The organism is Lacunimicrobium album, assembly GCF_052161635.1.
Lineage (GTDB): Bacteria > Planctomycetota > Planctomycetia > Planctomycetales > Planctomycetaceae > SXPC01.
In genome coordinates this window covers 111,028-127,442 of sequence record NZ_CP197413.1, presented here as the reverse complement: position 1 = coordinate 127,442, position 16,415 = coordinate 111,028, and the positions used below count along the sequence as shown (strand labels likewise).

13 protein-coding genes are annotated in these 16,415 nt (G+C 53.7%); 8 read left to right on the top strand and 5 right to left on the bottom strand.

Annotation, left to right across the window (positions count from 1 at the left end; genetic code table 11):
- Nucleotides 1-61 precede the first annotated feature (61 nt).
- Nucleotides 62-1,528, top strand: a complete 1,467-nt coding sequence (locus SH248x_RS00520; RefSeq protein WP_459556553.1) for an ATP-binding protein — start codon at nucleotides 62-64, stop codon at nucleotides 1,526-1,528.
- Between the two features lie 35 nt (nucleotides 1,529-1,563).
- On the opposite strand, the gene wbaP is transcribed toward SH248x_RS00520, so the two are convergent.
- Nucleotides 1,564-3,156, bottom strand: coding sequence for an undecaprenyl-phosphate galactose phosphotransferase WbaP (gene wbaP / locus SH248x_RS00515; RefSeq protein ID WP_459556552.1), 1,593 nt, complete (start codon nucleotides 3,154-3,156; stop codon nucleotides 1,564-1,566).
- Between the two features lie 481 nt (nucleotides 3,157-3,637).
- On the opposite strand from wbaP, the gene SH248x_RS00510 reads away from it, so the two are divergent.
- Both SH248x_RS00510 and SH248x_RS00505 read left to right on the top strand, forming a co-directional pair.
- Nucleotides 3,638-5,353 carry a cation:proton antiporter domain-containing protein gene (locus SH248x_RS00510; RefSeq protein ID WP_459556551.1) on the top strand — a complete coding sequence of 572 codons (1,716 nt, stop codon included), beginning with the start codon at nucleotides 3,638-3,640 and terminating at the stop codon, nucleotides 5,351-5,353.
- Nucleotides 5,354-5,653: 300 nt separating this feature from the next.
- A complete protein-coding gene (locus tag SH248x_RS00505) occupies nucleotides 5,654-5,827 on the top strand; it encodes a Flp family type IVb pilin (protein ID WP_459556550.1) in 174 nt (57 codons plus the stop codon).
- Between the two features lie 104 nt (nucleotides 5,828-5,931).
- Here SH248x_RS00505 and SH248x_RS00500 read toward each other — a convergent pair whose 3' ends face one another.
- The gene (locus SH248x_RS00500) at nucleotides 5,932-6,117 is read right to left on the bottom strand and encodes a hypothetical protein (protein ID WP_459556549.1); all 186 of its coding nucleotides are present in this window, start codon (nucleotides 6,115-6,117) and stop codon (nucleotides 5,932-5,934) included.
- A 95-nt stretch (nucleotides 6,118-6,212) separates the two neighbouring features.
- Here SH248x_RS00500 and SH248x_RS00495 point away from each other — a divergent pair, with 95 nt between their 5' ends.
- The 4 genes from SH248x_RS00495 (at nucleotide 6,213) to SH248x_RS00480 (ending at nucleotide 11,505) form a co-directional block, all read left to right on the top strand.
- Nucleotides 6,213-6,767, top strand: coding sequence for an A24 family peptidase (locus tag SH248x_RS00495; protein WP_459556548.1), 555 nt, complete (start codon nucleotides 6,213-6,215; stop codon nucleotides 6,765-6,767).
- Nucleotides 6,768-6,964: 197 nt separating this feature from the next.
- Entirely contained in the window at nucleotides 6,965-8,185 is a 1,221-nt protein-coding gene (gene cpaB / locus SH248x_RS00490; protein WP_459556547.1) for a Flp pilus assembly protein CpaB, read from the top strand.
- A gap of 190 nt (nucleotides 8,186-8,375) precedes the next feature.
- The gene (locus SH248x_RS00485) at nucleotides 8,376-10,244 is read left to right on the top strand and encodes a type II and III secretion system protein family protein (RefSeq protein WP_459556546.1); all 1,869 of its coding nucleotides are present in this window, start codon (nucleotides 8,376-8,378) and stop codon (nucleotides 10,242-10,244) included.
- Nucleotides 10,245-10,299: 55 nt separating this feature from the next.
- Nucleotides 10,300-11,505 (top strand): AAA family ATPase, encoded by a 1,206-nt coding sequence (locus SH248x_RS00480; RefSeq protein ID WP_459556545.1) that lies wholly within the window; start codon nucleotides 10,300-10,302, stop codon nucleotides 11,503-11,505.
- Nucleotides 11,506-11,645: 140 nt separating this feature from the next.
- Here SH248x_RS00480 and SH248x_RS00475 read toward each other — a convergent pair whose 3' ends face one another.
- Complete coding sequence (locus tag SH248x_RS00475; protein ID WP_459556544.1) at nucleotides 11,646-12,590, bottom strand: IS110 family RNA-guided transposase; 945 nt, start codon at nucleotides 12,588-12,590, stop codon at nucleotides 11,646-11,648.
- 297 nt (nucleotides 12,591-12,887) lie between these two features.
- Nucleotides 12,888-13,217: a hypothetical protein gene (locus SH248x_RS00470; RefSeq protein WP_459556543.1), complete on the bottom strand. Its 330-nt coding sequence runs from the start codon at nucleotides 13,215-13,217 to the stop codon at nucleotides 12,888-12,890.
- A 246-nt stretch (nucleotides 13,218-13,463) separates the two neighbouring features.
- Here SH248x_RS00470 and SH248x_RS00465 point away from each other — a divergent pair, with 246 nt between their 5' ends.
- Nucleotides 13,464-15,020, top strand: a complete 1,557-nt coding sequence (locus tag SH248x_RS00465; protein ID WP_459556542.1) for a carbon-nitrogen hydrolase family protein — start codon at nucleotides 13,464-13,466, stop codon at nucleotides 15,018-15,020.
- A gap of 290 nt (nucleotides 15,021-15,310) precedes the next feature.
- Here SH248x_RS00465 and SH248x_RS00460 read toward each other — a convergent pair whose 3' ends face one another.
- Nucleotides 15,311-16,045, bottom strand: coding sequence for a hypothetical protein (locus tag SH248x_RS00460; RefSeq protein WP_459556541.1), 735 nt, complete (start codon nucleotides 16,043-16,045; stop codon nucleotides 15,311-15,313).
- Nucleotides 16,046-16,415 lie beyond the last annotated feature (370 nt).

Sequence of the window (16,415 nt, the reverse complement as noted above, 5' to 3'; positions counted from 1 at the left end):
AAAGCCAATGCCCGTCAGTGAGTCAACTCGCCACGACAGCATTAGAAAAGAACTAAGAGCGGTGGATCGCATCATCCCCCAGAAAACCAGACAACAACTCATGATGTTGATCATCATGATGGGGGTCTTCGCGTCTGTCGGGATAGGCTTGATTGGCTACCTCAGTGTCTATCAGCCGACGTCGGTCCAGACGTCCCTGCTTTGCCCGCTGCTGATCAGTATCATCCTGCTGCTCACGATCACGTTTTCTCGCATGCTTCGTTCGATCATCTCGCCGATCGATCTCATCGAATCTCAGATAGAAGCATTCATCCGCGAAGAAGCACATTCATTGAACGCAGTTCACCCCACTCGAACCGTCGAGTCGACAAACACGCTGTGGGATCGCATGACACTTGGCATGAAAGATTTGATCCCTCAAGAAGAGCATCATCGAGAACATGCGCCGGGCAAACCCAGCCCGTCAGAACTTCTGCACTCTGAGCTCTTCAATAAACTCCCCTATGGAATCGCCTACGCAGATCACACCGGTCAGATTCTGCTGCACAATCCCGCCTTCATTCAGATGTTGATCCTCGAGCGTGTCTCGCTGACAACAACCGATAGGCTCTTCGATGCGATCAAACCATTCCTGTCCCAGGCAGATCGACAGGACGCAGAAATGATATGGAAACACGAGGATTCGCTTTCAATCGTCTTAGAAGTCAGATGCGGCGAGATCTTTGAATACATTCACATGACTCGTCGCCCAGTTATGGGACTGCAGAGCAACGCAGGAACCCTGATCACCGTTCGCGACATCACCCAGCAGAAACGCAGCGAGAATGACAGTGATCACTTCCTGAGTACAGCAACTCACGAACTGCGAACACCGCTCGCAAACATCATCGCGTACGCAGAGACATTAACGGTCCACGATTCGATTGATCTGCATCAACAGAAACATTTCTGTCACGTCATCAAATCCGAAGCCATGAGACTCTCACGCTTTGTCGATGAACTCCTCGATATTAGCCGGATGGAAGCCGGCTGCCTCATGCTTCGTCGACGCCAAACAGACATGCTGCCATTCTTGCTCGATGTCTGCGATAAAGTGCGACCACTCATGTCGTCCCGTCAGATTGACTTCATCAATCTGTTCCCCCGAGAATTGCCGACTCTTTCCGTCGACAAAGACAAAGTCGCCTCGGCTCTTATCAACCTGCTAGGCAACGCAGCCAAATACACACCCACCGGCGGTCGCGTTGAATTTCGAGCAATCTGTTTGGAGCATTGCCTGTGTCTGGAAATTCAAGACACAGGAATCGGGATCGCCAGCGAAGAACTGCCCAGAATTTTCGACAAGTTCTTCCGCAGCGATGATGATCAGGTACGAGAAGTCACAGGCAGCGGACTGGGCCTGTCATTCACACGAGAAGTGGTACGCCTGCACAACGGCGATATCACAGTACAAAGTCAGATCAGCAAGGGCTCGACATTCATCATGACCCTACCGCGCCCACAAGAGTCGATCAGCCAATCTGATTGACTCTCAGCAGCAGGGGAGCAGACCATCACGAGGCTTTAGTAAGCACCTTCGCGGAACAGAATTGTTCGCACGGTTCGCAGCATGATGAAGTAATCCAGCCAGGGTGACCAGTTACGGACATAGTAGGCATCCATGCGGATGCGGTCTTCATAAACGGTCAAGTTGCGACCGGAGACTTGCCACAGTCCTGTAATTCCTGGACGAACGCTGCAGTACAGGCCGAACTCACCTGGGTGATCCTGAATGTACTTGGCATCGTAGTTCGCACAGTCAACAATGGGACGAGGTCCAACAACACTCATCTCACCAGTCAGGACATTCCACAACTGTGGAAGCTCATCAAGGCTCGTCGCACGGATGAACTTGCCAACCACAGGAATAATACGCGGATCGTTCTTCAGCTTGTGGTCTTTAACCCACTCGGCTTTCATTTCTGGATGATCATCCAGATACTTCTGGAGGTGCAGGTCAGCATTCGGAACCATGCTACGCAATTTCCAGACACGGAAGATCTGGCCATCTCGGCCAACTCGCCCCTGGGAATAGAACGCGGGGCCAGGTGAGCAGATCTTGACCATGACTGCAAGCACACCAATCAGCGGGCCAGCGACAGTCAGTGCAGACAACGTCACGACAAGGTCAAACAGACGCTTAAAGCCTCGCATGACCGGCGAAAGAAGCTGGTTGCGAATGTGAACACCAGACAAACCAGCACACTCGTAAAACTGCGACCAGAGTGTCGGCAGCATCAGTTTGTTATTCAGCAGAACGACATTCGGAATGCCGTCGCAGGCATGCAGAATTTGCTTGAGATCTTCCGGGTTGCGATCATGCAACGATGCAATGCACCATGTCGCTCGATGCGTTTTCATGATCGTGCACAAATCGGTCAGGTTGCCGAGATACTGGGCCGGATCAATGTTGAGTCGGCTGAAGTTTTCCAGCGAGTCAACCACACCAATGGACTTCAAGCCACGGTGAGCTGAGCGGTCGAGGAACCGCAGGACAGCGTTGGTTTCATTTCCTGCACCGACGACGACCAGACGCTCGCCCCACCAGCTTTGGCGAACGAGAAGTAACCTGACCGCTGATCGAGCAAAATATAGAACGACACAGCACATCAGAGTACTGGCAGTGACTGCAATCATTTCAGCCATCGACACGTTTCCGAGAATCCCTTTCAAAGAGATAACGAAAAGGTGGGCGGAAACGATCGAAACGATTTGATTCTTGAGCTCAACAACAGGACTGACACCCGTCGTCTTCCAGGCCCCCAGAAAGCATGTCATCAGCAGATAACCAAGCGCGATCATCGCCAGGTAGCAGACATACTGATGCAAACTGACCTCTGCAGGCTGAATCGCAGCACCAAGCAGAAACGAACTGCTGTAGCAGACGGCGATAAACCCCAGATCAGTCACGATCAGTGGGAAGTTTGTCAGTAATGACTGGGAAAAATTCCACCCCATCTCGCTGGTGCGGACTTGGAGCTTTCGACCTTCTAAAGGTTGAGGCTCCGTATCTTGACCAGGGAGAAATTTATCGAGATGTAGAATTGCTTCCGTTGAGAAAATCGGATCCACCAGCAGGCTCCGTGGGGCTGCCTCATTGACCATCATGGTGGGCATTATCGTCTGGCTCTGATTATCGAGTATAAGTTGTGTAGACATTATTTGCAGAAACCTTGGGAAGCTTGTCGCGAGCCCTCTTTCTGTACGCTTAGTATGCTAAACGAGCAATGTGAGACGAAACCAGTTCGTTTTGCGAGACTTTACTTATTTTCTCGATTTTCCCCAAACATCAATATCCGTTGATACAGAATGTGCGAATTGAGCAAAATAATGCAAATATTCCACCCCCTAATGTATTACTAAAGTCTAACTATGCAGCGAATTCGAGCATCATAATCTATACATACAGTTCAGACATAATAAAACGCACAAACTAGCGGCAGTGTTTTCACTGACATCACCACATGTGTGCATGCAGTTTTCAAACAGAACTTTCTCTTCACCTCTCAACGCAAGTTTGTATTCTTTTGCCGACTCATTTCAAGTACGCTTTCACCTGCCCTGCGAATTCCACACTGACCCAGAATATGATTTCTCCATGCATCATCTCAACGCCGAAGGCCTGACCGTCATGTTGCTGGCGCTCGGCCTGCTCATCGGCTGCGCGCGTGCACTGGGAGAACTCGCCCGGCGCTTTCACCAGCCGGCGGTCCTCGGCGAACTGATCGCCGGAGTCTTAATCGGCCCGACAGTATTTGGCCACTTCTTTCCCGGAACTCAAGGCTGGCTGTTTCCCTCCGAAGGCCCGAATGCCGTAGTCCTCGATGCCATTTCAAACCTGGCCATCGTTCTCTTCCTCCTTGTTGCAGGGATGGAAGTCGACCTTTCGATCGTCTGGAGGCAAGGCCGCTCGGCGCTCAAGATCGGAGTGCTCGGAACATTCATTCCATTTCTTGTCGGGCTTCTCGGCGCCATGTCCATGCCACAAGTCCTTGGACAACAAGCAGATGCGGACAACCTGATCTTCTCGCTTTTCCTCGCCACCGCGATGTCGATCTCGGCACTTCCTGTCATCGCCAAGACGTTGATGGATCTGAATCTCTATCGTACCGATCTTGGAATGCTGATTGTTAGCGCGGCCATCTTTAACGACGTCATCGGCTGGACGATCTTCGCCATCATCCTTGGGATGATGGGAACACACGGCGCAGGCTTCCCGCCTCTCTTGATTATCCTCTTTACGCTGCTGTTCGCAGCAGCCATGCTGACCGTGGGACGATGGCTGATTCACCGCATCCTCCCGGTCCTGCAAGCGTACACTCATTGGCCGGGCGGCGTACTCGGCTTTGCAGTGACATTGGCTTTGTTCTCCGCTGCACTGACCGAATACATCGGGATTCACGCCATTTTCGGCTCGTTTCTACTAGGTGTCGCATTAGGCGCATCCTCTCACTTACAGGAGCGGACTCGCGCGCTGATTGATGAGTTTGTCTCCTTTATCTTTGCCCCCTTGTTTTTCGCGAGTATTGGTTTACGCGTTAACTTTCTAACCCATTTCGATCCTACTCTGGTCTTCCTGATTTTTGTCATCGCGTGTGCAGGAAAGATCGGGGGCGTCCTGATTGCTGCCAAATGGGCCGCATTTACACCGAAAGACTCGCTGGCAATCGCGTTTGCCATGAATGCCCGCGGGGCCATGGAAATCATCCTCGGCCTGCTGGCACTCGAGGCAGGCATTATCAAACAGGATTTGTTCGTCGCCCTTGTCGTCATGGCGATCGGAACATCAGCGATCAGTGGCCCCCTGATTCGGTGGGCACTTCGACGCCGTCAACCGAAACAACTCATTCCCCATTTGAATCCCAAGCTCTTCATTAAAGATATCACCGCGACGACTCGCTATGACGCGATCCGGGAACTGGCAGTCGCAGCCTCGCAACAACACCAATTGGACAGCGATAAAATCGTCCAGCTTGCCTGGGCCAGAGAGAACGTCGCTGCGACCGGGATCGGTAACGGCATTGCGCTTCCCCATGCTCGGTTAGACGAGCTATCGACCGCTGTTGTCGCCGTCGGCTTAAGTGAGCCAGGCATCGGCTTCGATGCGCCCGATGGTCAGCCAGCCCACCTGATCTTCCTGCTGTTAACCCCCTTAAAAGATCCTTCGGTACAACTGGAAATCTCTGCCCAGATCGCGCGAACGTTTCGAGACGCAAATTCGCTCTCACGGGTACTCGGCGTGAACAGCTACACCGAGTTTCTTGCTGTTCTAAAAACCCTCGCGCCCCAAAATTCCGACCAGCCGTTTGAATAGGCTTAACCGTTCGTTTCGCGGCGTGCACATGCTCCTATGCACGCTCTAATCGCTGCAATCGAACCGTCAATTCTCGTGTTCAAATAGGTAAACGAGAGTGAGTTTTGCGGTCGCGTTGACTTTTTCGCAAATTGGCCAGATTCAATTTGACCGCGTCTGTCTGTGTTCTAGGTTTGTGCAGCAGACCAACACTGACTGAGCCGAGCGAAGTTCCTCGGACGGGCCTGCTAAGAAAACAAACATAAGTCAGATCATGGGTCGATCGGGCTTGTGGGAAAACATCGAGAGAAAGCTATTTTCATGAACACTCTGCTCAACAACGTCAAGAATTTCCTGGTCTCTGAAGACGGTCCAACAGCTGTTGAATACGCTGTCATGCTGGCTCTGATCGTTGTCGTCTGTCTGACGGCAATTCAAGCCATCGGTACAAACGCCAACACCAAGTTCGGTGCCGTTCGCGACGCTCTGACCTAATTTTTCCCCGGTCAGCCTTTGCTTTCAAATCCATCCGGGTGGGCAACCGCCCGGTGGATTTTTTTCGCGGTCTCTTAGCGACCTGCACCTTCTCCAACTCCTGATCACCATTTCATAAGAAAAACTTCCATGTTCCCTTTCTGGCTGCCATTTGAATTCTTCCAGGTCATGCCGATCGCGATCGTCAGCGGTGTGATGATGCTGTTCACATTGACAACGCGTTGAAACTCGTCGGCTTCTGCAATGCCCTCACCTGTTCGATGACTCTCCTCACGATCAGGCCTGTGCATGGCAGACTCCATCAACCATCCAGGGTACATAAACAACATTTTCACCTGTTCCAGGACCGTTTCTCCCCTCAAACGATTTCGAAAGGACGTCGATAATGGATTGGAATTACCTGCTGTTCGATCACTGGGAAGTTAAGCTCGTTACTATTTTTATGATCTGGGCGGCCTGGATTGATGGCCGACAATTACGCGTCCCCAACTGGATGACGTATCCCATGATTCTCGCTGGCCTCGTCTACAACAGCTTCGCATTCGGCTGGGACGGCGCTCAAATGGCCTTCGTCGGCATGATCGTCGGCCTGCTGACTCTCCTTCCTCTTTATGCCGTCGGCGGCATGGGAGCAGGCGATGTCAAAATGATGGCCGCCATCGGAGCCTGGCTGGGTGCCATCGTCACCTGGTACGCCTTCTGTGCCTCCGTCATCGTCGGTGCCATCATGGCCATCATCATGGTCCTCTGGCGACGCGATCTCGAGAAACACACCGTCAACGCGATGATCATTCTCAATGAATGGTCAACCATCCGCGATCCAAACAAGCTGGCCGCGATCGCCAAAGAGCGTAAGCCACGCATGCTGCTCCTGCCATACGGCATTCCGATCTGTATCGGGTCCATCGGCTACTTCATGTACACCGGAATGTACTGGTAACCCCCTCAGATTCAGGCAGCCTGTGAATCTAGGCAGCCGTGGCGGACCTTAACGCCGCGGCTTCTGCCATGTCTGAACCCGACAACCCCCATCGTTCGTAAAATCGTTAAAAACTACAGCCCTTAACTTTTCATAGCCGATGATGTGACCAGGTAGACCCCTCCATGTCTGCCGGTCACCTCCCTCCGAGGTGAGTCATGAAATTCAAAACAATTGTTCTCCTGGCTTTTGCCGTAGGATGCGGATTAGTCGCAATGATGGGTGTTCAGCAAGTTCTGGCAGACCGCGCCAATCGCGAGAAAGCTTCCAAAGTGAAGATTCTCGTGGCTGCTGTGGATATCATGCCCGGGATTCCGCTGGACGAGACGAACACCACCACAAAAGAGTGGCCACGAGACCTCATTCCTGAGGCCGCGATCACCACCAAAGAACAGTACGTCGAACGAGCCCTGAAATCCCAGGTCTTCGCCGGCGAAATGATCCTCGCCACCAAGCTGACTGAGAAAGGTCAGTTCGGAGCCTCTTCTGCCATTCCAGCAGGCATGCGAGTCGTCACGATCCCCGTGAACGAAACCAAGACACACAGCGGCATGCTGATGCCCGGCGACAGAGTCGACATCCTGGTCACCTATAAGGCCAAAGTCGAAACCGTCGGCATGGTTTCAAAAACACGCACTCTTCTCGAATACATCGAAGTGTTCGCAGCAGATAGCCAGCGAACTGCCGAAACAAGCGACAACAAAGAAGTCAAAGCCAAGAACATCTCCCTGCTCGTCACGCCTCAACAGGTCGAAATCATCAAGCTCGCCAGCGATAAAGGTTCTCTCGACCTGTCTCTGCGTGGCAAAGGTGACAGCGAGATGGTCGCCAACCGTGGTGTTGATGAATCCCTGCTCGAAGAACTCAGCAGCGGCATGAATTACACCCCCAAAGTTGAAGAAAAACATCCAGCCGAATCGATTCCTGCTCCGACACCAGTCGCCAGCACGGACGACATCAACAAGTTCCTCGGCGGTTCGTTCTATCCAGCTGAAAAAGAAACCAAAGTCGCCGAACCAGTTGCCGCAGTCGCACCACTGCCTGCTCCTGAACCGGTTCCAACCTGGCGAGTACAGATCTACTCCGGCGAAGAGATCCTTCATCAGGATTTCACTCTCCCAGAGAACGCCTCAGAACAAGCCCGTAAAGCAGCCGTCATGGTAATGCCCGAAAAAGGCAGCCAGACAGTCACCAAATCAACCAACTCCATGTCAAATTCAGCCGCTGTGTCGATGACCAATCCCGCAGCTGCCGGATCACCTGACATGACCGATCTGATTAAATCCATGTGGAAGCAACAGCCTCAGTCATCAGCCAAGGTCAACTCGAACACCGAGAAGGACCTGGAACAACTGCTGAATAAAGGCCTGGAGTTTTAGTCGATCGATAAAACACTTTTCAGAAGCCTCATTGGCGTCTGAGAATACTGATCAAGGATAACCTCCAGTTTGGGAAGACTGGAGGTTGTCTGATGTGATGACGGTTTGAGAGTGACATCTCGAACAGCCAGCACATGATTCCATCCCGATTGGGAAAATCGGGACAATTGAATAGAACCGGGGGGCAAGGATGCCATCGTTTTCGTTCGTAAAAACTGGGCTGACATTCTGTACGCTGTTTGCGTCCATCGCCCTCTTCACTCTGAGTCTGTCCGCGCAACAGCCGGCATCTCGTGAACCATCTAACGAACCTGTACACGACATCTTGTCGGTCCGTTCGGATATGCGAATCACTGAGCGCTTCTCCAAGCTCATTAAACACAAACACATGATCAAGACGGTCGACGGATTCGACCCTGAGGTCATCGCGGTCTCCGCCATCGACCAGTACACGCTCCGAGTTCAGGCCAAAACGGCCGGCGTGACTAACATCATTCTTGTCGACGAGTTCGATAAAAGCTTCGACATCGAAGTCTTCGTCGAAGGGGATGTCAGACACCTCCAGGCCTATATCAAACGACTCTTCCCGGAATCCTCGATTGAAGTCGTGAAGATCGGCAAGAACGTCGTCCTGCGAGGCTGGGTTTCTAATCCTGATGAGATCACAGAGATCGTCGAAATTGCACGTGAGTTCTATCCGGAACCAGTCAACCAGATGAAACTTGGCGGACCGAATCAGATTCAGCTGCGCGTCAAAGTCATGGAAGTTCAACGATCGAAAATCCGTCAGTTCGGCTTCAACTGGGTCTTCCTGAGCAGCGACTTCGCCTTCGCCTCCACACCCGGCGCCTCAATGCCACTGACGAACTTCAACGTCCCATTCGCTGGGCCACCCTCTGCGACACTGGGCAGCCTGACTCAATCGAGCCTGGCGTTCGGGATCACAAACGGCAGCAGTGTCTTCACCGGCTTTCTGGAAGCTCTCAAGCAGGAAGGTTTGCTCAAGATTCTTGCAGAACCTGTTGTCGTCACAACCAGCGGACGTCCTGCCAACCTGCTCGCAGGGGGGGAATTCCCCATCCTCGTTCCTCAGAGTCTGGGAACAACCACCATTCAATGGCGTGAGTTCGGGGTCATCCTCGAAGCAGTCCCGATCATCCTCGGCGGCGGGAACCTGCGACTGGAAGTGGCTCCCGAAGTCAGCGACCGCGACTTCACCAACGCCGTCTCCGTCAACGGATTCACCGTCCCCGGCCTGACAACACGACGCGTCAACACGCAGGTCGAAATGAAGTTCGGACAGACACTCGTCATCGGTGGTCTGATCTCGACACGCGAAACATCCGAAACAGACAAGATCCCTTATCTGGGCGATCTCCCCTGGGTCGGTGCAGCGTTCCGACGGATGCGAAGTGACCAGAATGAAACCGAACTTCTGATTATGGTCACACCAGAACTCGTCTCACCTGTCGACCACCCGGAACAACTCCCGCCAGGACCTGGCACGCTCACTGTTGCTCCCACCGAACGCGAACTTTACTGGCAGGGTCTGATCGAAATCCCGACCACACCAGACGGCTATACCCCATCGGGACCACAATGCTATCCAGAGTTCTCAAGCCCGATCCCTGCGATCCAGGGCGAAGTCATCATGCCGCAACCAGTCCCAGCAGGTTCATATGACTCTCCGGTCATGCCCAATGGCCCGATCCTGACTCCCTCACCCGATCAGGCTGCCAATCCTAACAGCGATCCATGGGGACTTCCCGGCAATTCCGCTCCGTTAAACTCACCACCCCAACAACCATCATCAGCCAGTCCCGATCTGCAAACTTCGAAGAAGTCTCAGACCTCCTCGATGTCGACAGCTCAGGTCTCCTGGATTGGTGATGAGAGCGGGAAAGGCAACGTCGTGCAGGCCGATCGGTACAAAACCAAGGCCACCAAACCGACAGGCCCGACGCCAGAAATCACACCGGCTGCACCTGAGTCGTCAAAAACAAATCGTAAACTCAGCCCTGCCAGCCGCAACTTCAGTGCTCCCGATCCAAAGTTCTAATGAGCTGTTGGATATTGAACTGAATTCGATTCGGAACTTATAGAGAATTGTTTCCATGAGTAACGTCGTCAGACTCGCCATCGTCGATCCCATTGATTCCTCGCGCAACCAGCTGAAGAATCTGGTTCTCGGAATTGATACGGTCTGGCTGGAAGCCGAGTGCTCGCGTTACGACTTTTTTCCCGATGTCGTGGGACAGACGCAACCTGATATCGCGCTGATCGCGATCGACGCCGATCATGAGAAGGCTCTCAATCTGATCGCTCGACTGTCGCAGGATGTCCCCGGCTGCCAGATTCTTGTCGTCAGTAAGTCACAGGAAGGCAGCCTGATCCTTCGCGCCATGCGCAACGGGGCCAGCGAATTCCTCAGCCATCCCTTGAATCTGGAAGACTTCCTGGCCGCATTGGGACGTATTCGCGCAAACAAAGGGAATAACTTCGACGAAAGCAAGTCACGGGCATCGCAGGTCATCACCATCGGCGGTGCCAGCGGCGGCGTCGGCTGCACCTCGCTGGCCATCAATCTGGGCTGTATCCTCGCCCGTGAAGAACGCAACTCAGTCGTCATCATCGATCTCGACTTCGCCCTCGGCGATTCTGATATCTGGCTCGATATTATTCCCGATTACACGATCCAGGATGTCGCAGAGAACATCACGCGCCTGGACTATGCTCTCCTCAAACGCTCCCTGACCAAACACGAATCCGGCATCTTCCTGCTGCCTCGTCCAATCCATATGGAAGAGACACTGCTGATGGGCCCCGAGCAGCTCAAACGCGTCATCGCACTGCTCAAAGCCACCTTCACTCACCTCGTCATCGATATCAGCAAGTCGTACAACAAGCTCGACCTCGCTGCGATGGCATCGTCCGATGAAGTTCTGATCGTCACGCAACTCGACCTCCCCTGCCTGCGAAACGTCGTTCGATTGCTCCAGTTCTTCGAACACCAGCCAGAGATCAAAGACAAAGTCAAAGTCATGCTTAACCGGGTCGGCCTGGACGACTCGCAGATCAGCCTTTCAAAAGCCCTCGAAACCATCGGCCGCGACGTCTTCTGGCAGATCCCCAACGACTACGCCACCATGGTCGAATCCCGCAACAACGGCGTCCCTCTGATCCAGGCCGCCCCACGAGCCAAACTCACCCGCTCCCTCGACCAACTCGCCGCCGCCCTCGGCAACGCCCCGAAAATCGAAGTCACACAACAACCCGTCGAAAAACCAAAGAAGAGCCTCTTCAGCTTCTTAGGCAAGTAACTTCGACATTCTTCATTGATCCGAAGGCGTCTTCCGTCCCTTCTCCCTTGAGGGGAGAAGGTGTCAGCGCAACAACTCAGGTGTTTACAAAACACAGTGCTGACGGATGAGCGACTGTGTTAATCGTCAACTGTGTTTCGTCAATTTTCAGTCGTTTTCACCTGCCAGGGGGTATTGGTTCTCAGCATCGCATTGAGGATCACAATCAGCTTGCGCATACAGGCGACCAGAGCCACCTTGAACGCCTTACCCTGACTTTTGAGATGTTGATAATGTCTGGCAATCACCGGGTTGAATCGCATCGCCGTGAGCGCTGTCATGTAAAGTGTCTTTCTGACCAGCGACCTGCCACCACGAATCCTTCTTCGCCCTTTGAACTGTCCGCTATCACAGTCAAACGGTGCCAGCCCGATCAGCGCCGCCGCTTGTGCCCGCGAGCAGTTTCCGAGTTCTCCAAACTCGATTACCAGGACGCGCGCTGTTTGCGGCCCGACCCCTGGCATTGATTGTAATAACTCGATTTTGTGTCGCCAGATGTCTGACTCTTGGATCAGCTGGTCAAGTTCATCGTCAGCCTGATCAATTCTCTGGGAGAGAATGTCAATGAGCGACTGATGACACCCCTTGACTTCAGGCACATGCGCCTGCTGCAAACGGTTGAGTTCCATCGTTCTCATCTGGATTAACTGCTGACGTCTGGCCAGGATTTCCTGCAGTTTTTGCTCGAGATCACTGGGAACTGGCCGCAGCTGGGTCTCGATTTTCTGACCAAACTCAGCCAGCATTCTGGCATCAATGCGATCATTTTTGGCCAGTTTGCCACTGGCCTTGGCGAAGTCCCGCACCTGACGTGGATTGATCACCACCACAGGCTGTCGGGCCGCCGCCAGATGCGCGACCAACAGCGTGTGATAACTTCCGGTGGCTTCCAGCAGAATGCGTTCACAGCGAGTCTTTGCGAGCCACTGGGAGAGCCGCTCGAACCCCGACGAGTTATTCTCGAAGTGGCGCAGTTCCTTGTGATCGGTCCGAAAGACATCGAGTCCATTCTTGGAGACATCAATGCCGACAAAGACAGCAGTCATCCCGCGACCCTTCCTTGCAAATACGGGCTCGCTCATGGCGTCCCTGGCGACTGTTCGGGTTAATGGGAACTGGCCGACCGGTGACTGGCTCATCCTCGTACTCGGTGAATGATTCACGGAACCAGGGTGACACGTCCTCGCGACCGGCCGTTGTGGTGAACTCCGTTCGCTCCGCTCACTGCGTTCACCACAACGTGACTTCTTGGTAGCCATCTCTGCCTCTCCTTGTCAACATACAAGGGTGGGCGATAGGCACTAACCCGCTTTCAATGCCTCAACCCGCCCCAGGCATTCTCCTCACGCCTCCAAATCTAGCTTCATCCCAACCTCCCCATCCGGATCCGTACTTCTTCCAACCGCAGACTTCTCCTCCGCCTGCTCATCCTCCCGCTTCATCTCCCCCTCATCCTGCGCCAACAACCGCCCATCCGCATCCCGATCCTCCGACAGATCCAGATCCGAAACATCGTTCTTCGTCTGCTCAGCCTTCTGCTTCAACTCCCGCTCGAAGTTCTTCGCGACCACCGCATCGCGCACCTGCTGATGCTCCTTCTGCTGCGTTGCATTCGCAGCCGCATTGCCAGCCAGAGCAATCGGTAAAAACCCCATTGGTCCAATCGAACTCATGACATCCCTCCCGTCATGAACGAACAACTCTTAAGCACCCTTTAGGTATACTTCCCAACAGCCCACTCAGACAAGACGAGTTCTCAGAAGTAGGGTTCTGTTGAGTATTCGGACCGCACCAACTCCGCTTTCCTATCCCCAATTCACACAACGATTCGCAAACGCTCACCCCCTCTTTTACAATCATTGAACAACGGCCGCGCACCAACGCCAAACACCAGTGATCAACTTCAAATGAGGTCTCCCATGAAACGCAATATCACCCTCTCGGACCATGAGTGGAAAACGATCGTCCGCCCTCTTCGTAACGAAGACTTCGACGACATCATCCGCATCCAGGAACTCTGCTTTCCCAACATGCAGGGCTGGTATCGGGAACAGATCGAAAGCCAGATCAGGCGCTTTCCCGAAGGTCAACTCGGCGTCGAGATCGAAGGCAAGCTCGTCGCGTCTTCCTCCAGCCTGATGCTCGAATACACCTCCAACCTCGCTTGGCACGACTATAAGAAAGTCTCCGACAACGGCTACATCTCCAATCACGATCCCAAAGGGGACACCCTCTACGGCATCGAGATCATGGTCCACCCCGAATACCGCGGCATGAAGCTCTCCCGTCGTCTTTACGATGCCCGCAAGGAACTCTGTCGCCAGAAAAATATCCAGCGCATCATCATCGGCGGCCGCATCCCCGGCTATCACAAATACGCCGACGAAATGACCCCCGCCATTTACGTCGAGCGCGTCGACTCACGTGAACTCTTCGACCCCGTCCTCACCGCCCAGATGGCCAACGGCTTCGACCTGCGAGGACTCATTCCCAACTATTATCCCAACGATCACGAGTCACGCGGCTACGCCACGTATCTGGAATGGCTCAACCTCGAATACACTCCTGACCGTACCAAAACGTTTTACACTGAACTGATCCGCATCGCCGTCGTTCAATACATGCTCCGCCCCATCAGCGGCTTCGATGAGTTCGCCCGCCAATGCGAGTTCTACCTCGATACCGCCAACGAGTACAAAACCGATTTCGTCGTCTTCCCCGAACTCTTCACAACCCAACTTCTCTCACTGGTCGACAAACACCAGCCCGGTCAAGCGGCCCGAAAGCTCGCCGAGTTCACGCCCCAATACCTCGACTTCTTCACCGAGATGGCCGTCAAGTACGACGTCAACATCATCGGCGGCTCAACCTTCGTCCAGGAAGATGATCACCTTTACAACGTCGCGTACCTCTTCCGACGTGATGGCACACTCCAACAGCAGGAGAAGATTCACATCACTCCCAGCGAACGCCGCTGGTGGGGAGTCTCCCCGGGACGAAAACTCAACGTCTTCGATACCGACTGCGGCCGCATCGCCATGCTCATCTGCTATGACATCGAGTTCCCCGAACTCGTCCGCGTCGCCGCCCAGTTGGGAGCACAAATCATCTTCGTCCCCTTCAACACCGATACCCGTCACGGCTACCTCCGCGTGCGTCACTGCGCTCTGGCCCGCTGCGTCGAGAACCACATCTACGTCGCCGTCTCCGGCTGTACCGGCAACCTTCCCTTCGTGGAAAATTCCGACATCCACTACGCCCAGTCCGCGATCTTCACCCCCGCCGACGCCGAGTTCGCCCGCGATGCCATCGCCGCCGAGTGTAACGCCAACATCGAAACCATGATCGTTCACGATGTCGACGTCGAACAACTCAGGCGCCACAAAATGGCCGGCTCCGTTCAGAACTGGAAAGACCGCCGCACCGACCTCTACCACGTCAGCTACCAGGACACCGAACAGCAAATCGACGTGTAAAGAATGTGCAGGATCGGGTAATCCGGGTTGTCCCCAACCCGGACGGCGCAGCCACAAGAAACACATTCAACTCAAGTTGGACTCGCCCCTCCCGTGTGACACGGCTGTCCCAGCCGTGCCGAATGTCCTCAAACGCATCAATCCCAACTCGGGGTGGCTGGGGTCAGGATCGCTAGCTGACCAGTCGATCGCGCATGGACACTCTGTTACCAACCCCCCACCAACCATCGCGCAACAAAAAAAGGCCGGAGCTCATCACCCCGGCCTTTTTCATTTTCAATCAACCACGATTACTCATCACGAAACACTTCGTGACACTTCTCACAACTTTCGTTTGCCACCTTATAAGCGTCTTCCGCCGTCTTGCTGTCTTTGTCAGCGAGCGCCTTGGTCAGCGTTTTCAGAGCTTCGATGTAATCGACTGACATCTTCTCCCACTCTGGCACTTTGGCCGGGTCTTTGACTTCATGCGTATCCGCATACATCGCGACCGTCAGCATCGCGCAGGTGATGGCATGCAGCTGCTCTTCAACTTCACCCTTCGGACGTCGGATCGCGCGTCGAAGTTTGCTGTTGCGAGTGTTGATCTCTTCCATCATCCCACCCATCTTGATTAGCTTGTTCCATGGATGAGCGACTTCGGCTGTACTCGTGGCTTCGGTCGTAAATGTCTTCTGCAGATCAGCCGCAGCCGTCTTCAGATCCGCTTCTTCCTTAGCTTGCCAGGTCTTGATGGCCGCATCACGTAGCGCAACCGCTTTGGGTGCATCCGCAGCCGACAATTCAGCCACTCCCTGCGACATGACAGCAACCACCCCAGCAGCCTGCTTCAATGCATCCGCTTTCTCACCAAACTTGCCTTCTTTGACGAGTTCGTCGACGGCCTTCATCTGAGCCGTGATCTCGGCCTTCAACTGCTCAGGCGTCGCAATTTTTGTCAGATCAACCGGTGCACCTGCCAGCCCGACATTCATCAGACCGACGATCATCCCAGACATCAACATCATCACAGAAAATAACTTCATGGGCTTTACCTTTCAGAGTCAGCAAATTCGCAGAACGAAACTCCATTGTTCCGCACTCGCCAAGGGGTTTCAATCCACCCGGCGACAAATTCTGGCATCTGGTGTGCGCCAGACAAGTTGGAATGTCAGAAGCAAGTTGGAACGCAGAGCTCGCAAAGGTGAGCAGAGATCACAGAGTAAAACCGCCCAGATTCAACGCCATGGCGCAAAGACGCAATAAGAATGGGCACAGGATGAGATGGAACATCAAAATGAGAAACGAATTATCTCCTTCTCGAATTCATTTCTTCCTTTGCGTCTTGGCGGCTTTGCGTTGAATCTGGAGTCTCCTCTGCGTGCTCCGTTCAACTCTGTTCCCTCTGCGTTCCAG